This window comes from Desulfosporosinus sp. HMP52, from assembly GCF_000765145.1.
Taxonomy (GTDB): domain Bacteria; phylum Bacillota; class Desulfitobacteriia; order Desulfitobacteriales; family Desulfitobacteriaceae; genus Desulfosporosinus.
Genome location: NZ_JMGA01000066.1, coordinates 12,564 through 39,544, shown reverse-complemented (window position 1 = coordinate 39,544; position 26,981 = coordinate 12,564). Strand labels below are relative to the sequence as shown.

At 39.7% G+C, this 26,981-nt stretch carries 22 protein-coding genes; 6 read left to right on the top strand and 16 right to left on the bottom strand.

All coding sequences use genetic code 11. The features are described from left to right. Nucleotides 1-247 precede the first annotated feature (247 nt). The gene (locus tag DP73_RS20570) at nt 248-1,294 is read right to left on the bottom strand and encodes an ATP-binding protein (RefSeq protein WP_034602205.1); all 1,047 of its coding nucleotides are present in this window, start codon (nt 1,292-1,294) and stop codon (nt 248-250) included. A gap of 117 nt (nt 1,295-1,411) precedes the next feature. Next, the gene (locus DP73_RS20565; protein WP_128751453.1) at nt 1,412-1,747 is read right to left on the bottom strand and encodes a hypothetical protein; all 336 of its coding nucleotides are present in this window, start codon (nt 1,745-1,747) and stop codon (nt 1,412-1,414) included. 188 nt (nt 1,748-1,935) lie between these two features. Here DP73_RS20565 and DP73_RS20560 point away from each other — a divergent pair, with 188 nt between their 5' ends. Then, on the top strand, nt 1,936-3,525 hold the full coding sequence (locus tag DP73_RS20560) for a hypothetical protein (RefSeq protein WP_034602202.1): 1,590 nt from the start codon (nt 1,936-1,938) through the stop codon (nt 3,523-3,525). Here DP73_RS20560 and DP73_RS22205 read toward each other — a convergent pair. From DP73_RS22205 to DP73_RS20515, 9 genes are all read right to left on the bottom strand, one after another. Continuing rightward, nucleotides 3,512-5,761, bottom strand: a complete 2,250-nt coding sequence (locus tag DP73_RS22205; RefSeq protein ID WP_052090935.1) for a cell wall-binding repeat-containing protein — start codon at nt 5,759-5,761, stop codon at nt 3,512-3,514. The genes DP73_RS20560 and DP73_RS22205 overlap by 14 nt on opposite strands. Nucleotides 5,762-6,362: 601 nt before the next feature. Next, complete coding sequence (locus DP73_RS20550) at nt 6,363-8,051, bottom strand: methyl-accepting chemotaxis protein (protein ID WP_052090933.1); 1,689 nt, start codon at nt 8,049-8,051, stop codon at nt 6,363-6,365. A 140-nt stretch (nt 8,052-8,191) separates the two neighbouring features. Beyond that, nucleotides 8,192-8,902, bottom strand: coding sequence for a response regulator transcription factor (locus tag DP73_RS20545; protein ID WP_034602200.1), 711 nt, complete (start codon nt 8,900-8,902; stop codon nt 8,192-8,194). Nucleotides 8,903-8,978: 76 nt separating this feature from the next. Continuing rightward, complete coding sequence (locus DP73_RS22200; RefSeq protein ID WP_052090930.1) at nt 8,979-10,682, bottom strand: ATP-binding protein; 1,704 nt, start codon at nt 10,680-10,682, stop codon at nt 8,979-8,981. Nucleotides 10,683-11,120: 438 nt separating this feature from the next. Further along, complete coding sequence (locus DP73_RS20535) at nt 11,121-12,095, bottom strand: D-alanyl-D-alanine carboxypeptidase (protein ID WP_034602199.1); 975 nt, start codon at nt 12,093-12,095, stop codon at nt 11,121-11,123. A 92-nt stretch (nt 12,096-12,187) separates the two neighbouring features. Continuing rightward, on the bottom strand, nt 12,188-13,315 hold the full coding sequence (gene vanS, locus DP73_RS20530) for a vancomycin resistance histidine kinase VanS (protein ID WP_034602198.1): 1,128 nt from the start codon (nt 13,313-13,315) through the stop codon (nt 12,188-12,190). After that, a complete protein-coding gene (gene vanR / locus DP73_RS20525; protein ID WP_034602197.1) occupies nt 13,305-14,003 on the bottom strand; it encodes a VanR-ABDEGLN family response regulator transcription factor in 699 nt (232 codons plus the stop codon). Before vanR ends, vanS begins: the two co-directional genes overlap by 11 nt. 103 nt (nt 14,004-14,106) lie before the next feature. Further along, entirely contained in the window at nt 14,107-14,610 is a 504-nt protein-coding gene (gene vanZ-A, locus DP73_RS20520) for a glycopeptide resistance protein VanZ-A (RefSeq protein WP_034602208.1), read from the bottom strand. 514 nt (nt 14,611-15,124) lie between these two features. Beyond that, entirely contained in the window at nt 15,125-16,051 is a 927-nt protein-coding gene (locus DP73_RS20515) for a DUF475 domain-containing protein (protein ID WP_034602196.1), read from the bottom strand. A gap of 335 nt (nt 16,052-16,386) precedes the next feature. On the opposite strand from DP73_RS20515, the gene DP73_RS20510 reads away from it, so the two are divergent. Beyond that, on the top strand, nt 16,387-17,373 hold the full coding sequence (locus tag DP73_RS20510; protein WP_034602195.1) for a hypothetical protein: 987 nt from the start codon (nt 16,387-16,389) through the stop codon (nt 17,371-17,373). A 28-nt stretch (nt 17,374-17,401) separates the two neighbouring features. On the opposite strand, the gene DP73_RS23640 is transcribed toward DP73_RS20510, so the two are convergent. Together DP73_RS23640 and DP73_RS20505 are read right to left on the bottom strand one after the other, a co-directional pair. After that, nucleotides 17,402-17,545, bottom strand: coding sequence for a hypothetical protein (locus DP73_RS23640; protein WP_165574443.1), 144 nt, complete (start codon nt 17,543-17,545; stop codon nt 17,402-17,404). Between the two features lie 69 nt (nt 17,546-17,614). Beyond that, a complete protein-coding gene (locus DP73_RS20505; RefSeq protein ID WP_034602194.1) occupies nt 17,615-18,217 on the bottom strand; it encodes a hypothetical protein in 603 nt (200 codons plus the stop codon). A gap of 205 nt (nt 18,218-18,422) precedes the next feature. Between DP73_RS20505 and DP73_RS20500 the strand changes: the two genes are divergently transcribed. Beyond that, complete coding sequence (locus DP73_RS20500) at nt 18,423-19,565, top strand: PRK06851 family protein (protein ID WP_052090928.1); 1,143 nt, start codon at nt 18,423-18,425, stop codon at nt 19,563-19,565. A gap of 242 nt (nt 19,566-19,807) precedes the next feature. Here the strand turns inward: DP73_RS20500 and dltD are convergent, their stop codons facing one another. Further along, complete coding sequence (gene dltD / locus DP73_RS20495) at nt 19,808-21,073, bottom strand: D-alanyl-lipoteichoic acid biosynthesis protein DltD (protein ID WP_034602193.1); 1,266 nt, start codon at nt 21,071-21,073, stop codon at nt 19,808-19,810. Nucleotides 21,074-21,474: 401 nt separating this feature from the next. On the opposite strand from dltD, the gene DP73_RS20490 reads away from it, so the two are divergent. Continuing rightward, nucleotides 21,475-22,296, top strand: coding sequence for an MBL fold metallo-hydrolase (locus DP73_RS20490; RefSeq protein WP_034602192.1), 822 nt, complete (start codon nt 21,475-21,477; stop codon nt 22,294-22,296). Nucleotides 22,297-22,308: 12 nt separating this feature from the next. Here DP73_RS20490 and DP73_RS20485 read toward each other — a convergent pair whose 3' ends face one another. Together DP73_RS20485 and DP73_RS20480 are read right to left on the bottom strand one after the other, a co-directional pair. Beyond that, nucleotides 22,309-23,223: a nitroreductase family protein gene (locus DP73_RS20485; RefSeq protein ID WP_034602191.1), complete on the bottom strand. Its 915-nt coding sequence runs from the start codon at nt 23,221-23,223 to the stop codon at nt 22,309-22,311. A 19-nt stretch (nt 23,224-23,242) separates the two neighbouring features. Beyond that, nucleotides 23,243-24,082, bottom strand: a complete 840-nt coding sequence (locus DP73_RS20480) for an MBL fold metallo-hydrolase (RefSeq protein ID WP_034602190.1) — start codon at nt 24,080-24,082, stop codon at nt 23,243-23,245. 282 nt (nt 24,083-24,364) lie between these two features. Between DP73_RS20480 and DP73_RS23635 the strand changes: the two genes are divergently transcribed. Both DP73_RS23635 and DP73_RS20470 read left to right on the top strand, forming a co-directional pair. Continuing rightward, complete coding sequence (locus tag DP73_RS23635; protein WP_014902662.1) at nt 24,365-24,538, top strand: hypothetical protein; 174 nt, start codon at nt 24,365-24,367, stop codon at nt 24,536-24,538. Nucleotides 24,539-25,181: 643 nt separating this feature from the next. Next, nucleotides 25,182-26,807 (top strand): D-aminoacylase, encoded by a 1,626-nt coding sequence (locus tag DP73_RS20470; protein ID WP_034602188.1) that lies wholly within the window; start codon nt 25,182-25,184, stop codon nt 26,805-26,807. Nucleotides 26,808-26,981: the final 174 nt, after the last annotated feature.

Genomic DNA, 26,981 nt, shown 5'->3' with positions numbered 1-26,981 from the left:
CTTCCATAAATTGTCCTCCCTCTTTTAATAGCTTATTGTAAAAGTGCTTTTAGTCATTTTATAATTATTTCCAGTTTAAATCAATTAAATTTATTGCATCACCCTAAATAAGAGAGCCTTTTCCCGGGCTTGTACCAAGAATCTTACGCGCGTAAGATTCTTGGTACAAGCCCGACCGGTTACCCCTGCCTCCGTCAGTCCTATCAACCAAGGTTGTCAGGTCGATTCACTTGTCACTGCCATAGGCTTATCTTATAGGGAAAAGAACACCGATGTTTGTCCCACTAGAACTTGAATTGATGAGAATCTTAGCATTATGATTCTCTGCAATTTTGTAGCAAGTTGCCAAACCTAATCCAGTCCCATAATCTTTAGTGGTAAAGAAAGGCGTTCCTAACTTGTTTAGGCATTCTGGAGAAATGCCGCTCCCCTCATCCTCAATCTGAAGAACAACCCTCTTACCCTCTGTAAACGTTCTAATATTAAGGCATCCTCTTTCTTCCATCGCCTCAAATCCATTGCGGGTTAAATTAAGAACTAGTTGGGAAATCTCCTTTACATAGAATTCCAAGTCAGGAATCACCCCTGGAATGAAACAAATTTGTTTATTTTGGGTGAAGGCATCCGCCTCAATGAGTGGGTATAAATTACTGATGATTTCGTTAAGATTTTTTGATTTTAGTTTATTTTGTTTCATTTTAGCCACTGAGAGAAACTCCGCGATAATCTCATTAGCGCGGTCCAGCTCCGAGATCATAAGGTCGAAGGTCGCTTTCTCCGCCATATAATCCGCTTTCGCGCCCAATAGCTGGAGATATCCACGTACCGTCGTCATGGGATTTCTAATCTCATGTCCGATACTGGCGGCAATTTGTCCTATCAAGTTCATTCTTTCAAGCTTCGAAACTTCCTTTTCGTAATTCCTTAATTCGGTTACATCATTGGCTACACTTAAAATACATTTTTGACCATTGAACTCTATTAATTCAGCTGAAAACAGACCTATTCGAATACTCCCATCTTTTGTTCGAAAACTAGCTTCTATGTTCTTTAGGGTTCCTTGGTTAATAAGTAATTCTGCTACTCTAGTTCGACTGAGAGTATCGAAAATGTTAAGTTCAATTGAAGTCCGACCAACTACCTCTTCTGCAGGAAAACCTGTTGCTTCTTCAAAACATTTGTTGACTTTGATATAACGGCCGTCCGCAATAGCACTGATAGCCATTAAACAAGGACTTGCCCGGAATGCTTTATCCAATAGCTCATTTTCTTGTTCAACTGAATTATTTATCATCAGACCACTCCGATTCTGCTTGTTGAAAATTCCAATAACATGGATGTGATCGCTTTGAGCATATCGCTGCTTCTTTAAATTAGTGTTATCCAGACCATAGGTTACCTTAATTGCGAACTAAAATTCGTCCTGAAGGATCACTTTTCTGCCAAATTCTTTAGCTAAGACAATCGATACTTCTTCCAGGTAAGTATGATCAGTAAAGCTAGCGATATAACTATTGGTTGCAGTCATTATTTCCAGTTCAGCCGACACATTTCTGATGATAATCCAAATAGCTTGTAAATCCTCCCCATTGATTACCAAGCATCTGTCATAATTATCCTCCAGGGGAGTCAGGATTATCTGTCCCTTACCAAGGATAAGATCATAAGGCTGAGTTTTAAAGAAACCCGTTTTAAGTTTAATTTTAAAAGTCAAAGAAATGTCGAGTGAACACGGCTCGACTTTCACCTCTCTTTCCTTAACATAAGGGACTTAAAATCTCAACTGTGATACACCAATTATGATTTTATCAGAATTATGATCATGAAATAATTACCAAGTGGAAATTGGCATTGACAATTGTTGGCACGATTAATGCCAAATAATTCACAATTTTTTATAATAATATGATAGAATCTTCTTTAGGGGTGCTTATATTGACCTTTGCAGAAAAGCTCGATCTTCTCATGCAAATTACCAAAACTTCCAACATTCTTTTGGCTCGCAATATTGCCCTGGATGCGTCATTTATCAGTCGTTTACGCCGAGGCAACCGAACTCCAGCCAAAAATGTTACCTACCTACAGGCTATGGCTGAATACTTTGCCCGGAAGTGCGGAAACGACTGTCAAAAAGTCAGCCTTCGGGAAGCTATTGTCCACAGTTCACAAATCCAAGCAACAGAAACGGAATTATCACAACCCTTAGAAATAATCATTTATGAATGGCTTAATGAAAAAGAGTCATCGTCTACTGATTCAATTAATTCCTTTCTCGAGACAGTAATTAATTTTAAATTCAAAAAATCGGAACCTAGCTCAGTTATTGAAAATGCCAATATACCAATTATCACTTCAGAAAATGAAGTGTTCTATGGGGTTAAGGGTAAACAAACCGCTGCATTTACTTTTTTGTCCCTGGTTTTAAAAAGCAAATGCCCTCAAACACTGTTTCTTTACAGCGATGAGGACATGGAGTGGCTAACTCGTGACCGAGAGTTCACTGCTCAATGGGTATCAATGCTTGTGCAAGTTTTAAAAAAGGGCAACCGGATAAAAATGATCCATTCCACAAACCGCAATTTTGATGAAATGATGTTGGGCATTCAACATTGGGTGCCTCTTTATATGACCGGTGCCATAGAACCCTATTACTATGCCAAAAGCAAAGACGGCTTATTCCGCCAGACCTTCTTCGTAGCTCCGGATACCCCTGCAGCAGTTACCTCCTCTTCTGTGGAAAGCAAGACAAAAAACGCAGCAAATTTCCTTTTCACCAATCACAAAACAGTTCAGGCGTTGTCAGAAGAATTTCTGGATTTTCTGCATCTTTGTCGTCCTTTGATGCACATATCCACTCCGTCCAATAATAGTGATAACCGTGAGTATCTTTCACTGCTGGATGAGTTTGAGGATGAAAAAAACAATACCATTATAAAGGCAGATGGCCTCACGAGTATTACCATGCCGCCTTCTGTGGCGATCAGCATCTTGACCCGAATAGAAAGGTCCCGAAGAGAACAATTGTTGGCTCTTCATCAAATACGATTAGGAAGGTTTTTGGAAGATATCCCAAAATACCGCTTTACGGTAATCTGCTCTCTGCCAAATCCTGAGCAGATTTTAGCTGGTGAGGTAGCAGTAAACTTTTCTGATGCCCTCAGCGAAACCCAGCTATTCTATACTCCGGATGAATACCTTCAACATTTGCACGGTGTTATTCATCTCCTTGAGACCAATGAAAACTTTTCTGTATATTTAACGAAGGATAAACACTTGGAGGGAGTTACGATTTATGTCAGGGAAGATGTGGGCTTATTTGTAGTCAAGACTTCAGCTCCTTTAGTTGTTTTTGCTATTAACGAAAGCAATATTACGGCTGCCTTTTGGGATTATTTGCAGGTTCTCTTAAATAAGGAATCAAAGAGTTCCCAAAAACGAAATTTTTCTCTTACAAAATTGAAGGAAGTTGCCCACAGTTTAGAAGGAATACAATCCACAAAAAACCAGTGCCCTATTGCCGATTAGTTAACGTTCCTTCGGTATACCCAATATGCCATGTTTTCTGCTTCGAACAAGCAGAATACCAAATTCGGAATCTCGTCGAATCTCCCGGTTCCCGAACAAAACTGCTTCGGTAAATGTAACCATTATCCCATGTATCTCCAGCACCAGGTCGCAGTAATGGTTCCTGAAGTGGCATACTAAGTTCTTTCGGTTGTGACATCGGTGCCGTTGCGTAGAGCAATTGACAATCTTGAATTGTCCCTTTAATAGGCCACCCAGAGATTAAAAAATCAATTCTTTTTTCGGGGTGATTGGGTTTAGCTGCTATATGCCAAGGAATATACCCACCATTCCATGTATCCCAGGGAGCACTACAAGGTTGTCCTGAACTCCAGGTTATGCCATCTGTCGATGTATATAGTTGCATTGATAATCTTCCGTCAGTAGTCCACATATACCACTCTTTTGCATTCTTGCGCCAAATTGTCGGAGATAGCACTAGACCGCTTTTTTGGTAGTCCCAAGCTTTTTCAAAGCAGAGTATTTTTTCACTTTGCTTATAATCCGGACTAATTTTTACAACCCATATTCTCTCAAATGCATTTTCCCTGCATTCACGCCAGTAAAGAATCAATGTGTTTTGATCCGGGTCATAAACTAATTCTGGGTCGGAATTATAGTGATTGCGCAAGGAACCAGGTTGAAAAAACAACGGATTTTTTATACCGGGTGGACTAATCCAGTTTAGTCCATCGCTACTGACCAAAATGCTTGGATTTTCGAAGGCACTATTGAAGTAGGGATAAGGGGTAAGTGCCATCCAATAACGAAATCCTCCCCAAGTTTCAAAACTATATTCTGTTTGAAAATCTATAACACTTGGATGAACTGCTTGACCTGAACCCTCGTAAGTTGGGGTTTCTATGTGATTAAAAGCATTAATTATGGGCTTGTTGTTTGTAAGATGAATTTTAAGATTAAGTCTAATTGTTTTCCTATATCCATCTACAACTCCGTCATAAACACTTAGCCCCACTTTGCTTGTATCAACTGTCAAAGGATTCCATTGAACAGTTACATCACTAATCTCGCTGTTATAGAGCTTTGCTTGTACCGATGCTGGTAATGCAAATGCTTCATTCTGAAATACGTTTGAAGTGATATCTTCTATATAATAGATATCATCTTCTTCCACTGTGCCTATAATCAAGTCACTTGAATTTTTTAGAATCTCATCCGATACAACTTCATTACTACCAAAAGCAATGATAATTGGACTAATATTACAAGCATTAAGTTTCCCAAAATAACTGGCTATCGATTTAGGCAATGTTGGTGTTAAAGGGTTAATAAATATTATAGGATCACCTTTTTTAGCTGCCAGCACACTACCTGCTAAGGCATCTGCAAAATCACATCCAGTAGTAAGATAAATTGTCGACGGATTCGGTTTAAAGGTCTGGGCTATAATTACGTTAGTATCAAATCTGTCTAAACCTGCTAACCTTTCTACATTAGACTTAGGCAGCAAATTACTGATTTGAGATTTAACATTATCTGAAATTACTCCGACGCCTCCGGTTATATAAACTTTCGATGGTTTTTTCTCTAACAAAAATTTTTTGACTTCCTCAGGAAGGGTATCTTGGGGTGTTAACAATATGGGCCAACCGTTGTTAGCAGCAAAACTAGAAATGCTTAGAGCGTCGGGGTATGATTCGCCTGAGGAAATAACTACAGTAGATACAGCTGTATCTGTAAGCGCATTTGCCAATTGATAAGATGTATCATACTTATTGTTGCCAGCAATCCTAACAAGTTTTTTAAATCCAAGGAGATTAAGTTTTGTTTCAACTTCCTTACTAATAACCCCAATTCCACCAATGATATATACCGTCCCAGTTGAATCCAGATGTTGTACCATATACTCATAAGCATCCTTAAACCCATCAACTGATGAATCAACTAATAGAATAGGAGCTTCCTTTTTATGAGCTAAAACGCTGGCGGATAATGCATCGGTGAACCCATTGCCTTCACAAATGATAACGTTTCGGACTTTCCCTTGTTTATAATTTTCCGCAATTACTTTGGCAGTTTCATACCTTGTTTGGCCAAAAAGTCGGGTAGTAGTAATAGTTTGATCAGAAGTTGATGTTATATAAGAAGTAGATGCATAATCATAAGCAGGATTTCCAACCGTGATGATGTAGCAAATTATTAAGAAAATAGAGATTATCCTTGTCATTATTCTCATATTGAGCTCCTTCTGATCATTTAACTCCTAGAGAAATAACACCTTAGCCCTAAGAAGCATGTCGAAAACCCGTCACATCAGACTATGGGTTCTTCTGTGAGAATATCAATGGAAAACTTATCTTTGCTACAAATCATATAAATAGTCCCGATAATTTATTCTTGATATTTAATAGATATTTTTGAGACACTCGGTAGATGTAAAAAATATGAAGGGATAAATTATCCTAGGTACTTGGCCACCGCAGCAGAGGTTTGAGGTTTGTCATTTCCACTTATCTAAACTTAGCGCAATTCCCATTCTTAACTGCAACATCCATCAGTCAGTTCCAACTAAAGTCCCTTCCATGAAGTAAAGAGGGTTCCAGTTGTTAAGTACAGGGCCCTCTTTCTGTATATTTATTTGGTATTCCTTATTTCCATAACTTATCGAACATAGCACCTGTCTCTTTATTTATTCGCTCAGTTTCTAGATCATCTAAGACATTTGCTTGATCTCATCAATACACATATTAAGCAATACAATTAATTAAAAAATCCTCTCTTAAAGCAGAGAGGAAAAAGGGTCAATGATTAAGTTTATATATTAAATGCAACGAGTCTTAGTATTTAAAACGTAGTACCATATTGTTTAATTCTTCGGCTAAAGTAGTCAATTCCAGGGCAGCTCTGGACACTTCCGCAACCGCTGCTATTTGTTCTTCACCAGTTGCATTAACCTCTTCAGTAAAAGCAGCAGTTTGCTGGGAGATAGCAGCAATGCTATCTATTGATTGAGCCACTTCACGACTTCTGTTAGACATTTGTTTGGAGATGGATTGAACCTGCTGAATTTGATTGACCACTTCTTCCACATCCGCTGCGATTAGTTTGAATGACCCACTCGCTTTAGTTACTGCCTCGACTCCTTCAATAACATCCTGGCTTCCTAAATCCATCAATTTTACCGCGTGGATGGTATCCTTTTGAATGTTATTTATGAGTTCAGCAATTTGTTGGGTTGAGATCGATGACTTTTCCGCTAGTTTGCGGACTTCATCCGCAACTACAGCAAATCCTCTTCCATGGTCACCGGCTCGAGCAGCTTCTATAGCAGCGTTCAAAGCCAACAAATTAGTTTGATCGGCAATATCTTTAATTACGTTAATTATCTGTCCAACTTTCTCAGATTGCAGTCCTAACGTTTTAATAGCCTCGCCAGTTTGGGTGGTAACTGTACTAATTTTATCCATTTTGGCAATAACATTTTCCGCTTCCAAGGAGCCCTGTTGAGCGGTTTGAGCTACTTTTTCACCTGTAATCGCCACTATTTGAACATTAGTTTCAACTTGTTGGATTTCGGCAACCATCTGAGTTACAATACTACTAGATTTTTCGGCATCGGTTGCTTGTTGAGATGCTCCTAACGCTAATTGGTTGACCGTGGAAGCAACTTGTTCCGCCGAGGCATTTGTTTCTTGAGCGGAAGCTGACATTTCTTCACTTGTGGAAGCCAGTTGCTGGGAAGTGTGACCGATTTCTTGAATAAGGCTGCGTAGATGCTCCAGCATAGTACCGTAAGCCTTAGCTAAGGTTTCAATCTCATCACCTGATTTGATAATAGGCATTGGTTGGGTGAGGTCCCCTTTAGCTACGAATTCCGACATCTTTGCTAATGCAACTACCGGTCTCGAAATCGAACGCGCTAATATAATGCCGGTTCCCAGGCCAACGATTATCGCTAAGAGCATAACGATATAAGATTCGGACTGTTTTCTAGCAACCTCATTCTTTACAATGTCTACCTTCTCAGTGTTAACCTGATCGACCCATTGGGTCCATTCCAAGGTGATTGCTTTATTATTATCCACATATTGCCGTGACTCCTCAGCAATGTTCAATGCATCTTGAGTTTTTCCTTGTTTAATCAAAGCAAGAATTGTTTCACAATTATTCCGATACTTATCATGGTTTGTCTTGAACTCTGCCAGGAAGGCCTTGGATTTTTCAGTAGTAAGTAAAGGTTGTATAGCGTCGTAAGTGTCTGCAATCTGTTTATTCGAATCAGCAAACTGCTGTGGATACTTTTCATCTTGGTATATGAAGTACCCTCTAACTATTGCAGTTTGTTCAAGCTGAAGGGAACGCAATTCCCAAACGTAGGCTGCTACGGGCATATTGGTGTGTACAACAACGTTGTAATTACTTACCGTGCGATTCATGCCTGAAAGACCAAGATACCCAACCAAGCCAATTAAGATTAGTAATAATAGGAACCCACTTAAAAGCTTAGTCCTGATTTTAAGATTCATGACTTATTTCCTCTCTCTTCTCCATATTATTCATTTAGAATAATAACAAGAAAAAATGTCATTATTCTTACATGAATATGACATTTTTCTGACAAGAAGTACGATATTCTATTTTTCATAACTAACAATCTAATAGGAAGTCATGCTTCTTTAACCGCTTTAACTCCCAATTTGTATCCAACACCGTGCACTGTTCTAATGTAATAAGGATTGGACACGTCAGGCTCAATTTTTTCACGCAGGCGTTTAACAAGCATGGTAACTACTTCTGAATTACCGTAATACTCGGAACCCCAAATATGGTAGAGGAGTTGGTCTCTGGTAAAAACTTGATCGGTCCGACAGGACAGCAACCAGAGTAATTCAAACTCTTTTGGAGTTAGCTTAACCTCCTTGTCGCCGAGGCAAGTAACTCTTGTAATCCTGTTAATAGTAAGTCCAGGGAGTTTTATGATATTTAGCCCGTCTTTATTATGGTTAAATTCTTTAACACGACGTAAAACTGCTTTTATGCGTAAAAGAAGTTCAGCATTTTCAAACGGCTTGGTAATATAATCATCACATCCTAAAGTAAGTCCTAAAATCTTATCCGTATTTCCGTCCTTAGCAGATAGAATGATAATAGGCAGATCACTCTCTTCCCGTATTTTGCGGCAAACTTCAAACCCATCCATTCCTTGCATCATGATATCGAGCAACAAAAGATCCGGCTGAAAGTGGAAGCACGCTGTAATAACTTCATCCCCTTTTCCCACAACCATTACATTAAAACCTTCACGTGTTAAATATTGATGGAGAAATTTCTGGAGACGAATATCATCTTCTGCCACTATAATTTTATTGCGAACCATAAGCGCCGTTCCCTTCTATAAATACAGATAGTATTGATCTTAAAAATCAGCTATATGAAAGCTATCATTGATTGACTTACTTTAACTCCGGATCAAAAGCTGGATAAATGGGCCAGTAAATAGTGAATGTAGTACCTTGCCCCTCAACAGAATCAACAGTGATTTGACCCATGTGAAGATTTACAATTTGATTAACTAAGGACAAGCCTAAACCTGTTCCACTCACAGCTTTTCCTTCACGTTCAAATCGATAATATTCCTTGAAGATATGCGGTAGTGCACTAGCCGGAATCCCCTGCCCATTATCTTCAATCACAAGGATTATCCCTTCTTCCTGTAAAGGAGCTTCGTGAATTTTTAAACATACAGAGCTGCCGGGAGGACTATACTTAAGGGCATTTTCCAGAAGATTAGAAATAACTTGTCTAACCCGTTCTTCATCAGCAATAATATGTGGTACATTTTTTGTTATTAGTCTTAGAGATACTTCTTGCCGGCGAGCCAGAGGTTGCAAGTTCCTTTCTACTGAACGGGCAAGACGATCTACGTCAACATCAGTCAGAGTTAAAGACATCCGATTTGCTTCGGCCTTGGAAAGGTCTAATAGATCGTTGGTTAACTGAAGCAAATTCTGTCCGCTTTCTTTGATCTCAGTCGCATAATCGATTATCTCTTGACTAGAAGGCGGAGATTCTCGGTTAAGTAATTCCTCCGTAAAAGCTAGCATCACCGTGAGAGGAGTTCTAATCTCATGACTGATGTTGGCCAAAAACGAGGATTTAGCTTTGCACATCTTTAAAAGTTCTATGTTCTTTATATTTAGTTCCCGCTGGGTGTTTACCAGCTCATTATTCAATCTCATCATTTCATCATAGTATGGATCATGTACATCGGTTTCGATATCTTGAGGATTCAGATAGCAGGTAGAATTCCTTTGTATAGCCGGATCAATCTTCGGTACTGCAATTTTTACGGTTGCCTTAAAGTTAGACTGTTTAGGGACAATTAATTCATCATAAAGAATATTCGCTACATTTATAGCATCTTGAGCATCATACCCAAACCCATCTGCACCTACTTGCCGCCAGAGATTAGGTTGTATATTGAAGGGATAACCTCCCACAATAATCTTTGTCCTTTGTCCTAGCTTCGAGGAGCGAACTAAAGATATCACTTCCCTCACTTTGCCAACATGATTTGGCATTGTTACTGAGAGTGCTAAAACATCACTATTAAGTTTGGTCAACGTCTCCAGTATTTCATTTGGGGGTGTATTGGCACCGATATAGTTAGCATCCCACCCCTCAATCTCGAAGAAATCCGAGACCATACGAGCCCCAATTTCATGAAGTTCACCAGAAACACAGGCCACCATGATCTTTCGTCCATTACGATTAGCTTGTATAAACTGGGGATAGAGTTGGGCCATAATTAGTTGGACAGTTGCACTACAATAGTGTTCTTGGGCTATGCTTATTCTGTTAGTTTGCCATAGCTGACCAATCTCCCTCTGAACACACTGCAATACATTTAGATAAATGTCTTTGATCCCTACACCTTGTTCCACTCCGACCAAAATATATTTTCTAGCACTTTGCTGGTCACCCCTCAAAAGAGCCTCCAAAAAATTACCGGCTATGTCAATCAGGGGATTCCCTTTATCAAAAAAACTACCCTTCATTCCAGGAATTCTGGGGAAATCTCTTAAGGCTTGTTCTAAATAATCGCTTACGAGTTGGGTATTACCTAGAGGGACGTTCTGATTACTTAAGCTGTCCAATATTAATGCCCCCAATTTCATAATTCAGTGCTAAATAATAATATTATTATTTTAACATGTGATCTTTCCGCTTGTCATATTGCAAATACTCAAAATACGATCATTGAAATTCATCTCGAACTCTTTTTGCCTCTGTGGGCATACTTCTTGGCCTGTTAAGTAAATTATTTGAATTATAAAATATTTCTATCTATGCTTTCAAATCATCTCTGGGCTTATCATTAAGTATATTCCCATTAATTGAAGCATAATTCGAGATATGATCACTGAGCAGCTCGAAATGACCTTCTAAGTTAGCTATCAGAAGACGGGTTTCCCTTACTATGTAGCGACTGAGAAGGTGAAATCGCCCTTGTTGGTATGCATATTCTTCATTTGTTCCTTTAATTTGAATATCACAAAGTTGCTTGAGATATCACTTTTCCAAAAATAAATAGCTTATCGTTTTCCAATACCGTTGTATACAGCTAATGCATCGGTAATATTATACTGTTCCGAATGGTGATCTCCTTTTGCACCAGCTGAAATCAGAATATATTCTTCCTTGCCCACTCTAGCGAGACTCGCGAGACATAGACCGGCCTCATCGGTATATCCAGTTTTCCCTCCTAAGATTTCCCCACCAGTAATATTTTGATTATTGAGGTCTTCAAACATGGTACTGTAAAAGGTTATCCCGCCAGGGTGCTTATTAGTGGGTTGCGTGGAATGACGGGATGAAGTAAAAATCTCTCGGAAAGTACTATTTTTCAAAGCATAGCTTAGAAGAATAGCCAGATCTTGGACTGTTGTGTAGTGGTTTGCATTATGAAGTCCAGTCGAATTTTCAAACTTGGTATTTTTCATACCTAGACCTACCGCCTTTTGATTCATTAATTTCACGAAATTCTGCTCTGATCCCGCAATCTGATCAGCCAGTCCGTTACAGCACTCCGCTCCGCTTGGCAGCATTACTCCGTATAACAAATCGATTGCTCTGACCTGCTCACCCGGTTGGAAACCGGCCATTGAGGCATCTGCTTCGTAAAGTCCCCGAAACGTAGAATTGGTAAGTTTGATTTCGCCCTTCAGATCAGGTAAATTTTCTATCGCAACAATTGCTGTCATGATCTTAGTCAAAGAGGCCGGATAGATTTTTTCTTCGCTGTTTTTTCGCATCAGGACAGTATGATCTTTTAACCGGATCAGAATCGCATTAGGACTGTTCAGCTTATCGGGAGATATAGGAACAGAGGTAGTGGGTTCTAACTTAGCCGGAGGAACCGATGTTGTTCTATTGTCATATTCAATTTCATACGTATGGTTTCCTAGAGTAATAATGGAATGATAAATAAAAGCCGTAATAACACCAATCATCAGAATTGTTACAAATAGGCTTATTCCTGGCTTTTTGTTTTTTGCTTTTCGTACCATATAAAACAGCTCCTTATTCTGTGCTGATATTATTCAACCACAGAACAAGGAGCTATGTTGGAATTCCATCTTATGAACTTCTTAAGATTTTCTTATAACGGAAGCTTTACCGTAAATGTAGTATTTTCCAGACTACTTTCCACTAAGATTGTACCCTCGTGAGCCTTAACAATTTCTTGTGCGATGGCCAAACCCAGTCCTGCTCCACCGGTGTTTGTGGAACGTGCAGAATCCAATCGGTAAAACTTTTCAAAAATAGTTTTAAGCTTTTCCCGCGGAATTGGATTTCCCTGGTTTGTAAATGTTATCACCATATTTTTGTCCTGTTGTTTAGCAGTAATGTCAATGACGTTGTTTTCATAGCTATAGGCTATCGCATTTTTCAGAATGTTATTGAACACACGAGCCAGTTTGTCTGCATCTCCCCACAGAGTGAGGCCCTCAGGCACATTGATGGACACCTGCTTATCCTGTGGCGTGAGCATTGGATAGAATTCATCGGTCATCTGCTGAAGCATGAACAATAAATTGATTTTTTCTTTATTTAAAACAATAGCTTGAAGATTAAATCTTGTGATCTCGAAAAACTCATTAATAAGCTGCTCTAATCGATAAGCTTTTTCCAAGGTAATACCGACATATTTTGCCTTCTGTTCAGGAGGCATATCAGGAGCTTCATCCAGAAGACTTAAGTATCCTATAACGGAGGTAAGAGGTGTCTTTATATCGTGAGCCAAATAAACTACTAAATCATTTTTGCGCTGTTCGGCATCAAGAGCAGCTTTCTTTTGTTTTTCTAAGTTGTATTTTAGCTGATTAAGCTTATTTTCCATGAAATCCAATTCCGATGATAATGTAATTTCATCATTGGATTCCTCAGCAAGTTTATCCATTCCAACGCTGATTTCATCAAAATATTTTGTGAACCAAGAAATAAAAAATCGAAAAAATATTACTAAAAATATTAGGATTACAACAAAAAGGATCATGTTCATATTGTTGCGAATCACCAACAGATAGATTGTCTGTGCCTCCGAATTGTCAAAATTAAATGTGTTGACTAAAAATCGAACGATACGATTTCCTATCTGTCCACGCAGGATATAGCGCAATAGATAAACAGTCACAGCGGTGGCAACTGTAATCAGAAGCATTTGAAAAAATACTTTCCTTTTTAACTTTGTATAATCATTCCTTCTTTTATCTCTCTTACTTTTCAATTTTATAGCCAATCCCCCATACAGTTTTGATATATTTAGGATGTTCTGCGCTGTCATGCATCTTTTCCCTTAAATGCCTGATATGAACCATTACCGTATTATTACTATTGGCAAAATACTTGTCTCCCCATACCTCATGGTACAATTCTTCCGAACTGACCACTCGTCCGCGATTGGAACAAAGGACCCAAAGAATGGAAAATTCTGTAGGCGTGAGAGATAGCCTTTTTTCATTCAGTGTACATTCATGGGTCTTCATGTCCATTACCAAGCCGGAAAAGGCAATCAAGTGTTCTTCCTGGTTTCGCACCGCAGAATTATATTTGGTAAATCTCCGGAGTTGTGCCTTTACACGGGCAACGAGTTCCAAAGGGCGAAAGGGTTTAGTGATATAGTCTTCCGCACCTAATGTCAGCCCAGTAATCTTATCGATTTCTTCTTCTTTTGCTGTCAGCATGATAACCGGAAAGTTATGTTTTTCTCTAATTTTCCGGCAGATAGTAAAGCCATCAATATCCGGCAGCATAACATCAAGTATTGCGAGCTCTAACTGTTCCGACTCAACACACTGTAACGCCTCTTGACCGTTATAAAATTTGTATATCCTAAACCCTTCATTTCCCAAATAAACTTCAATTAGATCCGCTATGGACTTTTCATCGTCGACAATTAAAATATTGATGCTCATAAGTTCTCTCTCTTCTTCCTGGATAAACACTTACTTTATATTGTACTGCATACATAATTTATATCATAATGAATTTCTTATGAAAACCTTAAGGTTTTATTAATTAATATATTAGTCTCAGTATAAAGATACGGTAATAGAGCAAAAACACAAGCAAAAGCGTACCAAATGCAATTATAACCCTGTCTAATACTATACTACTAATATACTTATTGCTAAAACTATATAATTTCAGTCCCAGAATGCCTCCAACAGTATTTGTAATTACATCAATTATGTCAGTCGCTCCAATAGCGAAGATAAATTGAATTAATTCGGCAGTAAGGCTAAAACCCAGAATCATAGTAAACTTAGGTAAAAATCCAACTCTTTTGTAATTGACATTTATGAGCATGCCAAAGGGAATAAAGATTATAAAATTGTTGATCATCTCTCCGAAATTGATACTTCCATTCAGCTTTAAAGGAGCAGCAAATGGATTCAAGTTAAGACTTCTATGGTTATAATTAAATACTGACAAAATATCGTATTGTAATTTAAATAATACTAACCAGATTAGTATTACTAAATATACAGCTAGCAATCCTCTTGATAATATTTTTACTATATAGTCTCTTCTGGCTCTTTTATGAGAATTGTCTTCAGTTGATTGATTGCAGGCTGACATTTCATCTAAACTCCTTTTACATTTCAAATTGATGAGAAGTATATCTATTTCACTGACTTCATTCTACCAAAATGAAGTAGGCTTACGTAAATAAGTACTTATATATTTCTTAAGTTTTCCTTATGAAGGCCTTATTTTTAGGTATTTCCCACATACCCAGAATGAATCAATGTTCTTAAAATTAATTCAACCTGCCTTGGTAAGGATAATATGAATCAAAAAAATATGTTTTCTCAGTTAAGGTATACACCTTTTCTTGCCTGAGAAAACATATCACTGATTACCTAAGCATTGGTATTTGCTTTGCCCTGGCCTTTGCAGTCTGACCCCCTTAGACATAAACTTTTTGGTTCTGAGGTAGTTCAGTGAACGAACTTGATCAAACCAGATTATATTTAGAGGTCTAAGGCACTATGAAAGTATCTGATTTTAACTAAGGTACAGTTTTGAATGGTTAAATAGCGTTTTTCTTGGCATGGGACAAGGATTTAAGCAAGAAGTAAGCAATTATCGCAATAGTTACTACAGGGGATAACATGGTTGGAACCTCGACATGAAAACCTTCGAAGATCATAACCAGAGACAGGCAAAGGATGGAATACATGGCACCATTTTTAAGATAGACATAGTTCTTAATCCTATCGATATTTCCAATGGTTAACTGACGAATTACGATAGCCCCCAGACCATTGCCAAGAATGATCAAGGGTATGGACATGGTAAAGGCAAAGGCTCCTAAAACGCCGTCTATGGAGAAGGTAGTATCAATAATCTCCAAATACATAATTTTGCTGATATCAGACATGTTGCTGGTATTACTCAAGAGGCGCTGTTCATTCTCCTTGGCGTTCCTTTTAAATCCATCGCTGATAAAAAATGCAGACGAGCCGATAACTGCAGAAAGTGCCAGAATAGGATTAGTTTTCAGAGCCATAGTAACAATGACGACTAATATTATAGAAGCAACGGCAAAGAACCAGGCACCGTATTTCAGGAAGAGTTTCTCGCTGTGCAGACCGAAGGACTTTTCTTCCATGAACAGCCAATGCAAGAACAAAAAGAGCAGAAAAACGCCGCCGCCGAGCATGAGGATAGGTGCAGAAGCTTCAATAGATTCGTGTATATGCGGATCATTGGAAAAGGAAGCCAGCAGGGCTCCTATAGGACCGATATCTGGGTTGGTTGCCCAGACAATGCCCCAGGGCAACAGGCCTCTGACCAAAAAAACTGCAATCAAGATACCATAAATTAAGAACCATCTTCTTGCTTTTGCCGACATAGTCGCCAGAACTTCAGCGTTAATAACAGCATTATCAATGCCTGATACGACTTCAAAAATGCATAAACCAAGTACAATCATTAGGATCGAAGCTATCTCCAAGTTGTAGCACCTCTTTAATTGATAGGCATCAGCGATGAATAGCTAACCTATCAAGATTCTTCCCCTTACATTCTTCCTCGAACAGCGAAAATAATGCCATGTTCAAAGAAGTTAGGCTGTTCCCAAAAAACAGTCTATCTTAAGTTATTCCCCTATATCCACTTGTATTCTCAAGTACCTTAAGTGACATCTTCCATTTATTACTTTATAGAACTTGCAGTATTTTCGGATTTCGTAGCGAATAAATCCTAAGGATACTTACTCCCCAAGATACAACGTTAAATGATTCTCGTAAGCTCCTCAAAATACTACAATAAGGGGGATTGAATGTACTAGTGACTATATTTTGGACAAGGAAAAATATATACATTGGCCTGATTACTTTATTATTTATTGTATCGATTCCATCCGGCGTATACGCATTCAACAATTATAGCTATAATCAAATGCTAAAGTCAGCCGAAATGTTGTTAGAAAAAGAGGATTTCGATCAAGCGATAACAAACTATAATATGGCTTTAGCATATAAAACCGAGACCGATTTTATAAATGAGAAGCTAAATAATGCCTTGAGACAACAAAAATCAAAAGAAAACTTCGATGAAGCAACACTGTTATTTGAACAGAAGGAATATCTCAAAGCGATTGAGGCGTTTAGACAAGTGGATGCTCTTGATATGAAATATCACACGAAATCTCAAGAAATAATTGCCCAATATAGAAATGATAATCTCAATAAAGCAAAACAAGAAGCAATTAATCAAAAATATTCGGATGCAATTAGTTACCTAGATATTATTCTGGATTTTGATCCTTCTAACAGTGACGCAAATACACTAAAAAATCGGTATACTAAGGAACTTGCTATCATTGAGGAAGGGCTGAAAAAATCAGAAGCAGAAAAGATAGCCCAGAAACAAGCTTCTAATAAATTGGAATCAGCAAAAAAGTCCGGAGAACAAACTATTGAGAAAAACCCAACCCAAATTCCTACGGTGTCCGGTCGTCCATTACCCAGGGCTATATCAACCTCAGGGCCTTTTACGTTGAGTCTTTTGGACTCAGTTTCTTCAAACGGCAATCGTGGATTTAGATTTTTTATCACTGGTCCAAAAGACTCCCAGGGCTGTGAAGTAACGGGTGCTGCACAATCTGATTCAAAACTTATTCTTTATAATGGAACTATGCCCTATGACGGTTTCACTAACATCGGGATTCTTGTTCAAAACTTTGACACCCCTCCTGGCAAATATCAAATAGGCTTTTCTATTAAATATAACAACAAAGAATACTCCTTAGGAGGGTCGGTTAAGCTGGAGTAATTTTGCATTATTTTGACTAACTGTTAGATCAAAAGGCCCCTGGATAATACCCAGGGGCCTTTCTGGTTGTGTTTACAGGCTCACTGATTGATGCATCAATAATCTGTGAATCCATTCCCTCTAAAACGATCGCTGCATAATCAAAAAGGATTGTATCCTCTACAAAATTCACTTTCTGTTTATCCAATACCATAATCTATTTATTAGCCTTGGCATTAGCAATTTGCAAAATGGCTTGCCACTATTTAATGGTCACAGCAATTTCTTGAAGAAGAACCCGCTGAAACTCCTGCTCCGGCAAAGGTTTAACTCTTAAATGGAATTCCATCTCACTGATATCGTCTGGCAAGGACGGTGTCACCATAAAGGAATGCTGCATTGTTTTATCTGAACCGCCCCCTCCGTTTAGAATACATAAATATTCTGGTGCAATAGACAGTTCAAACATCGCATGCCCTATCTGAACAAAGGGCTCAGAGGTGATCACCTCAGTTTCAATATAGACAATACTGGCATTGCTGTATTGTTTTATATAGGTTACAGTGTGCGACAACTTGTCAACAGTCACTGTTCTTAAAACGGGAATAAATTTCAGAAACCCAATCGGCTCTACCGACACATGAATATGCTCTTCTCTTTGTAAATAAGCAAAAACCATGCGCAACCAATCTTCCTTAAGACCAAAGGCTTGGCTCCACAAGGAAATCAGATCCAGATCGGGAAAACCGGGATTTTCATTGGATTGCTCTTTGCGCTTGGCAAAAAGGGAGCAGATCTCTTCGTCCAGAGGAGCCAACTCCCTGCAGTAATAATCTGTAGGCGGGTGAAAAGGCATAGTTTTCATGAACTCAACCTTCTTTCTAGTTGTTTATGAATCCTTCTCCTGTTACTTCCACCATTATCTTCTTTTTCCTGCTTTCCTGATTTTTAAGACGGGTTGCTTCAATACTCTTCTACAATTATGGCATAAACTAAGTACATTCTTCTTTCTCTCTGCATAAATTGCAAAGTAGAAGAAAACGTTTTAAGTAGAAAGGAAGGGACGCAATATGGCGAAACCAATAGTCAGGAAAATGTTCCCGGGTGCCGTAACCTCCCAAGGCTTTTACTCCTACTACAATTACATTATCGAGTCAGATGCCCTACATATATTTGTAATCAAAGGCGGGCCCGGGGTAGGCAAATCAACCTTTATGAAAAAAATTGCTGAATCTATGTTAAAAATGGGGTACGACCTTGAATACCATTGTTGTTCCTCCGACAACAATTCCATTGACGGCTTAGTCATTCCCTCCTTAAGAGTTGCCCTTTTGGACGGCACCGCTCCGCATATTGTTGACCCAAAGAATCCCGGAGCAGTGGATGAAATCATAAACCTGGGGGAATATTGGGACGAAAGCGTAATTCAAAAAGCAAAATCGAAGATTATGGGCTGCAATTATCGGAACAGTCGTTATTTCCAGGCCGCTTATTTCGCCCTAAAAGAAGCTCAAATTGCCTTGGAAGAGTGGGAGTTCTACGTGAAGGAATTCCAAAATTGGCAGGCTGTCAACCAGATGACTCTAAACATTGAAAAGATGATTTTTCCAGCGGGAAAAGGCGGAAATGGCAAAGAGCGCCATCTTTTTGCCTGGTCCCATACCCCTCAGGGCAAAGTTCAATATATTGACACTTTACTGAATGATGTCTCTACTCTCTACACACTAGAAGGGCAGCCCGGCACTGGGAAGTCGACTTTCTTAAGCCGTATTGCCGAAAGAGGAATCGCTTATGGCTTAGATGTCGAGTATTATCACAATATTCTTGAACCGGCTAAGTTGGATCTGATTATCATACCCGAACTGCATCTGGCTATGAGTGTAGTTTCCGAGCCATACGAATACACGCCGAAGTTTTCCGGCCAGCAACTCACCCTGGATTTTGATCAGAGTGTCAATAAGGCTGGCCTGGCTGATTTTGCCAGCGACATTGAAGATTGCCGCGAGCGGTTGATTAAAAATATTGGGCGTGCAATAAAGAACTCCAGTCGGGCTAAAGCAACGCATGACCTGCTGGAAACCTACTATGTTGCCGCTATGGACTTCCCCGCCATCGAGAAAAAACGCCAAGAAATCGAAGACCGCATCCTTACTATGATTGATCTGGGAATTGCCGTGAACGCACCGGGAACAGCATTGCCTGATAAAATTTGAAAAGGCTCAGCAAGCTAAAGTCCCCGGCTTAAGCTGATTTTATAATTGGGCAGCACAGAGGTCAGAGAATAACTAATTTAGGCGGTTCGAGGTGGACTAATCCAGATTAACCAAACCTCAAAACCGCCCTTTTTATGCCTCAGTAAACAAATTTCATACTAGAAGAGTCTCCTTAGGACGGCCTCAATCCTCTATGGATAACGTACCAACCCGAAATCTCCCACTCGGTGAACCGCCTCTTATTACTGCCTATAGAATTCATAAAGCTTCTGATCGACATCGACCCAGCCTTTCCAAGCCAGGTGCCAAAGATCTTTGAGATAATAATCCTCATATTCATGAGAGGAAAAATCAGCCAGAGGATGCCCTTCTGCTTGGACAAGGGCTGCCAACTTTTGATAACACTGTTCTCTCTGCAAACGGTCCAAGCCGGTATAATCGTACCAGCGACCGTTCATAGGAATAATTACAAATAGAGGTTTGGCGCCTTTTTCCTTTAGCACTTGCATTAGGAGCTTTAAGTCATTATATTCTGGTGAAGATAAATTCAAATCGTGTTTATCTTTATCTTTGCTTTCTTTTAATTTCGGGAGCAGGTACTCCATATAAAATGTATTATCCATCTTATATGGATTATTGTCCGTGGATTTAATGGCATCGACTTTCGCTTCTTCACGAAGTTTATCCCATTCTATTACCGGTGGATTCGCTGCTTTAGCCGAATATCTTGCCACTTGCTTATCTGCCAGGTCTTTAACCTGCCATCTCACATTGAAAAAATCTCTAACCTCTAAGGCCGAGTATTCCATGCGAGCAGGAAACCAATCCAAAGTTTTCTTTACCTCAGCCAAAAAACTTGAATTGTTTTCATTTTCTAACATCTTCTTAAGATAGGGATAATCTTTATAAGCTTCCGGAAAACTGAGAATTCGTTCAGCAATCTGACGCTTCAAACTCGGAGAAATATCAGCGCTAAAAAACATGTTATAGGCATGAAGGGCTGAAAAGTTCCCTTCAAAAGTTGATTGCGGGATTCCTCCCGGACCAAACCACTGGGGGGTTATAAAGATAGCAATTTTCTTTCCTCTTAAGTCCTCAAGGGAAGCTAAGTTCAGTACATTAATAATCGTTTGGGTTCCGCCCCTGCCAATCAAAAAGGGGGTCACGCCCGTCTCAGGGGTTAGCACTTTAGCCGGGTGATAATTGTTGATCATGGACATTTCAGAGGATCCATACATGGGAATCACTCCCGGGGTATCAATCGCTTCCTGCTGCAGGATGCTTCCTTGAAATGTGTCGAAATTAGGGTTAACCCCTATAGCCTCGACAACACCCGGTTTAAGAATAAACCTTTCGGCTAACAGCTTTAAACCAGCACGAAGATTAGTAATTGTCAGCACGAAAAGAACAATTGCCAGAAGCACCGCAGCCAGTGAATATCTTAAGGCCAAAGGTTCCTTTAGCTCTTGTTTTTGGGACGGCTTTTGATTTAGAGCTACGAGGGGCATTTCCTAATCCTCCTTAAATGTTCATACTTTGACGCCCTAGCTCAGTCTTTTCCTTAGTAATCTCATAATCTCCATATTAACTTAAATTACAATGAAATTCACAGGATATAAATGGGAGTTTTAGAAGTTCTATTTTAAATTACAGATCTTGAGCATATGGTAGTTCTCTAAGTTAGAATCTCTTACTAAGTTCGTTAGCCTTTGTGGCTAGTAAGCAAAAAGAATGACTCGAATCGCATTTAAACAATCAGGGGATAGATCACACATAGTTTGACATGTGATCCATCCCCTGATTGTTTATGCATATATACTTGACCAAGGACAGAGAATACTAAAATGCGTAAAAGAACTTAGATGTATGGGCTAACTTTATTTAAAAATAAAATCTGGAGGGATTATAATTGGGAAATAAGCTGGTTGAGTTCTTATCTAAGCTAACAACCTCTTCAAAGGAAGTTACCCCTGATATTCTTATCCTACAATTCACGATAGTCAATGCTTATCTGGTGGGAAAACCAAACCAAAGTGACTGGACTCTAGTTGATACAGGTCTGGAAAACTCAGCAGACTTTATAATTCAAGCAGCAGAGGAACGTTTTGGGAAAGGAGTTCGTCCTCAAGCCATTATTCTTACTCACGGACATTTTGACCACGTAGGCTCTCTAATCAAGCTTTCTCAGCATTGGGATATTCCGGTTTATGCCCATGAGTTCGAACTTCCTTACATTACCGGAGAAAAAGATTATCCCCTGGCGGATCCAAGCGTAGGCGGAGGACTGGTGGCAGCAATATCTCCCACCTTTCCACACACCAGTATAGACATTGGCTTTCGAGCTAATCCCCTTCCCTCAGACCACAGCGTCCCGGGTATGCCCGGTTGGAAATGGATACTAACCCCCGGCCATACTGACGGTCATATAGCTCTATTCCACGAAACAGATGGCATACTTATCCCGGGAGATGCCTTTACGACAGTAAAACAAGAATCCCTATTGTCTGTGATGACACAAAGCGAACAAATAAGTGGTCCACCGGCTTATCTAACCACTGACTGGAAAGCAGCGAAATCATCCGTCGATAAATTAAGCGACCTAAAGCCTTCTCTAGTAATTCCCAGCCACGGTCAGCCAATGAAAGGTGATGAGTTGACCCTTCATTTAGACATGCTGACTCATCATTTTGAAGAAATTGCCGTGCCAGAGCAAGGAATTTTTGTTGATTAAACGTAATCTTCATCACCTGACATCTATTGAAGCAAAAGTCCGGCGAATTCCTTTGTCATACTCAACTTTCGGATAGCCCATGATGACAAATAATCCTTCTCGACTTTTATAGCGAATACCATAGCTATTTCTAAATTTCTGGGCTGCCTTACCGTTTTGAATCAAGGGATGGACAGCGCCTAACATACACGTCCCCAATCCCAGGGATTCAGCGGCAATCATAGCATAGGTAGCTGCAACTATGGGATCGGCAGGGTCAGAATAGGGAGAGCCATAAAAGTAGAGGGCAGCAGGGGCATCATAATTAACCAGGTTGATGCCCTTTTCCATATTATCTAAGTACAAGTTAATGGTAGGTCGAACAAACCCTCTGAATAATTCGTTGTTGGCCTTTCCCCAAAACGGACGCATTAACCTTAAAAACCATTCAGATACGATCCATTTTATGCCTTTTAAATATTCACAAAAGTCCTCGGCAAATTTACGCACCTTTGCCGGACTGTCAAAGACTATCAGGTTTACATCCGAAGGAGGCAGACCCATGGGACATGTTTGAGCTGCTTCTATGACTTTTTCCAGGATCTCTTTTTCTACAGGGACGGCTCTAAACTCACGAATACTTCGGCGCTGCTGAAATAAGTTTAGTATTTCCTCATAGGCTGGAGGTTTCGTTTCTTTTGACAGGCTGAATAAATCCTCGGAAGTCAAACAGCGGCCACTAATTTTAATAGCTTCTTTAGGACAAATTGTCATACAATGTCCACAGGCAATACATCCATAAACAGAATTTATACTGATAACCTTACCCTTTTGGAGTGAGAGGTTAAATCCCTTGCATACTTCAACACATAAACCACAGCCAACACACAGTTTTTCATCAATTAAAATGTTGGCTGACTCTTTAGTCCGCGAAGTAGGTATAGACACGCAGGTATCCTCCCTATTATCAAAATTCTAAAGCAGACCCAGCCAAGGCCCATCTGAAGGCCTTCGGAAACTCCGTTGCTAGCTTAGTTAACATTGTAGGACCTGTACAATGATTGGGTGCCAGGCACTCAAGATCAAGGCTTTTAAGATACTCAATGGTTTGCTGCCGTTGATCCGTGGAAGCTGGCCCAAGATGAGTTCCGCCAATAATCCCTCTCACTTTATTTTCTTTAGTAACTTGCCTGGCCTGCTCTACAATGTTTACCAATCCGGAATGGGCACAGCCCAGCAGAATAATTAAACCTTGATCCGTCACATAAAACAAGCTTAAATCATCTTTAAGGCTGTCTTGAACAACCTGCTCTCCTGCCAATTCAACCAAATGGTTATCTATATGCTCAAAGGATGATTCTCGCAGAATTTCCCCACTTAACCATAGTCCCGGCCTCAATTCAAAGGGTTCACTATGCCAGTGAAACCTGGCACCTAAGCTTTCTAATTGCTGCTGACAATAAGGAACACCTATATAGCGGTTTGGTTGAATATTGGGCACTTTAGCCAAGTGGCCTGCAAATAAATTCGGATGAGCGTAGACAGATGTTATCCCTTTATATTGCAATAACTTGTAGAGTCCTCCCGTGTGATCATAATGTCCATGACTTAAAACTACCTTATCAACTTGGCGCAGTTCATGGCCCAGAATTTGGGCATTGTTAACAAGGTTCCCCTGCTCTCCCGCATCAAACAGGATCTTCTCATCTCCAAAATCTAAGAGCATGGATAACCCCCATTCCCCTAACAGCCCTAAGGGAACCCCAACAGTGTTTTCAACTAAGATTGTCACTTTTAACTTAGTCATTTTACACCCTCCTTTAAATGCCCAGCAGCATATCCCTCAATACTCCGATCAAAAGAAAAACTTTATCAATGATTTCCCTATGTATTACTCATATCCTGCAAAACTTATTAATTATTCCTTAATTTCACAAACCATAATATTAGTCTATTCATGGAAAACAAACAGTTTTGGCCTTCTCTCTCATGTTACCTTTCAAAAAGGTTGGAAATGAGGATTTATTTGAGCTCTATTTCCTGCTATAATAGGTTTGACTTTAAAATTCGATGATGGAGGATTAGTCATATGAAATTTGTTACACAACTAAAAGGTGAAGACACATGGGAAGAAATCTCCTTAGAAGAGTGCTTATTTAAAACAGAAACCGCTGGTTTCTATATTCCGGGAACCGTTCAAAAGATGTTAGAAGATGGCTTAGCAGTTGATACTCCTTGGTCAATCTTTAAGAAAGTTGAATAGCATTCCTTCTAGTGAAGGATTTAAAGGAGCCCGTCATGGTTAGACGGACTCTTTTTTATAAGGAAGGTGAAGTATTTTGGGAATTATCCTGACCATTTTTATTGTCTTTATCGCAGTTGCCCTATTCCGAGCTCCTCACTCCTCCTCTCGGCACAGATCAAACTCTATTTCTCATTCAAATTATCACATGTTCTCTGATGGCCATGATTACAATGACTCTGATTATTCTTCCTGCGACCATGGCGGATGTGATTCTTCATCTGGGTGTGACTCCGGAGGGTGCGATTCAGGAGGTTGTGGCGGAGGAGACTAACGCGACTTGTCTGTCTTAAGTTAAGAAACGCACCAGGATTGTACACAGTCTCAAAAGGAAAAATAAAAGCTAATGATCTAAACTCTCTGGAAGAGAAAAAAAGTTTATCTCTTAATCCTTAAAAACTTTACCTGTTCAACTAGATTTGTTAAGCTAACAAAGATGGATAAGTATTGATTAATCCATGTACTGCTTTCACATTCAAGAGAAAGGGGTGCATGGAAATTTATTTCTAAGCCGCTTTTTCTAAATAGTTTTTTAGCAAAGAATTAATTCATTGGTAAAGTGATCTAAAAAGTAAATCATGAAACTAAGAAAGGTCTGTTTAAAATGTTTGATACAGTAATTACCGGTGGTTTGATAGTAGATGGTACAGGTACTCCCCCCTATCAAAGTGATGTGGGGATTCAGGATGGCCTAATTATAGAAATAGCCCCAGACCTGTCTGCAAAGGCCTCAAGGGTTATTGATGCGACGAATAAAATAGTAACTCCGGGGTTCATAGACGTTCATAGTCATTGCGACTTAGTACCTTTTATGTCTGATACAATTCGGGAGAGCAGGATCAGACAAGGTGTAACTACTGAGATTATCGGTCAATGCGGCTTGGGCTCGGCCCCCCACCTCCAAAGAATGGAGGATTGGCGCAATTATCTTATCCCAATCTTAGGTCCCGGGCCGCTAACCTGGGATTGGCAAGACTTTTCTATGTTTTATAGGGAACTTGCTGAAGCAGAAAAACCTAATAACTTGGCAGCCTTAATTGGTCACGGGGCAGTTCGAGCCCAAATTCTTGGCTTAAATAACCTCAAGCCTTCGCCCAAAGAAATCGAAGCCATGAGCGGGATTGTTGAGGATGCAATGGATCATGGAGCTTTAGGGATATCCTATGGTTTAGCGTATCTCCCCGGAATGTTTGCTCCTAAGGAAGAACTAATTGCCCTGAGTTCAGTGGTTGCAGCTTATCAGGGGATTATGATGATTCATATCCGCAGTCACTCTCGTCAGGTTCGTGAAGGAATGTCAGAAGCTATTTCTGTCGCCAAAGAATCCGGCGTTAAGTTGCAGATTTCTCATATGCGTTCCTATGCCAATCGAGATTTTGGCATAACAGCCGTGGAATTGATTGAGATGGTTGAAAAAGCCAGGATGGATGGTGTGGATGTAACCTTTGATGAACACCCTTATACCGCCGGCAGTACCCTCTTGTCTCAGACTTTACCTCCTTGGGCTAAAGAAGGTGGCAGCCCGGAGATCATTCGCCGCTTAAAAGACCCTCATCTAAGGGCTAAACTAAAGAACGATCTCCAGGGTCAAGGCCCCGACTATCCCGGTTGGGATAACTTTGTCGGTATGGTTGGGTGGTCAAATATTGTGATCAGCTCTGTCAGTAAGCCCCAAAATAAATGGGCAGAGGGCCTAACTGCAGATCAATTAGTCCCCCCCAAAAACTTGCCGGATTCCCAACTAAATAGTCAAATCATTGACTCTATTGCCGACCTATTAATCAGTGAGGAATGTCGTTGTTCCATGGTCATGAAGAAGCTATTCTCCGAAGAGGATATTATTGCTTTACTCAAGCATCCTTTATGTCAAATTGGCTCAGATGGCATTCCTACCGGTAAGCCCCACCCGCGTTTATTTGGCACATACCCCAAATTCTTAGGAGAATATGTCCGTGATAAAAACACAATGACCTGGGCTGAAGGGGTTAAGAGAATTACCGGAGACCCGGCACTACGGTTGAATCTACGAAACAGAGGATTTGTCAAAAAAGGCTTTATGGCCGATTTAGTAATTTTCGATCCCCAGAAAATTGCTGCTCCGGAAGATTATACTAACCCTGCCCAGCATCCCACCGGCATCAACTATACGATAATTAATGGGCATATCGTCCTTGCCAATGATGAAGTACTTAACACAAATGCCGGCATAATGATCGGGATGAACTATTAACTTACCCGACACTGACTACTCTTTAATGCTGACTAATTGTTGTGCAACCAATTACTAAAAACGAATTTAAATTAGCTAGATATGAAACTGGACGAATAAAGATAACCAGTAGTTTACGGAAAAAAAATCCCCGTTACTACTGGTTTTTTTCTTATTAAATTACTACCGAAAAAC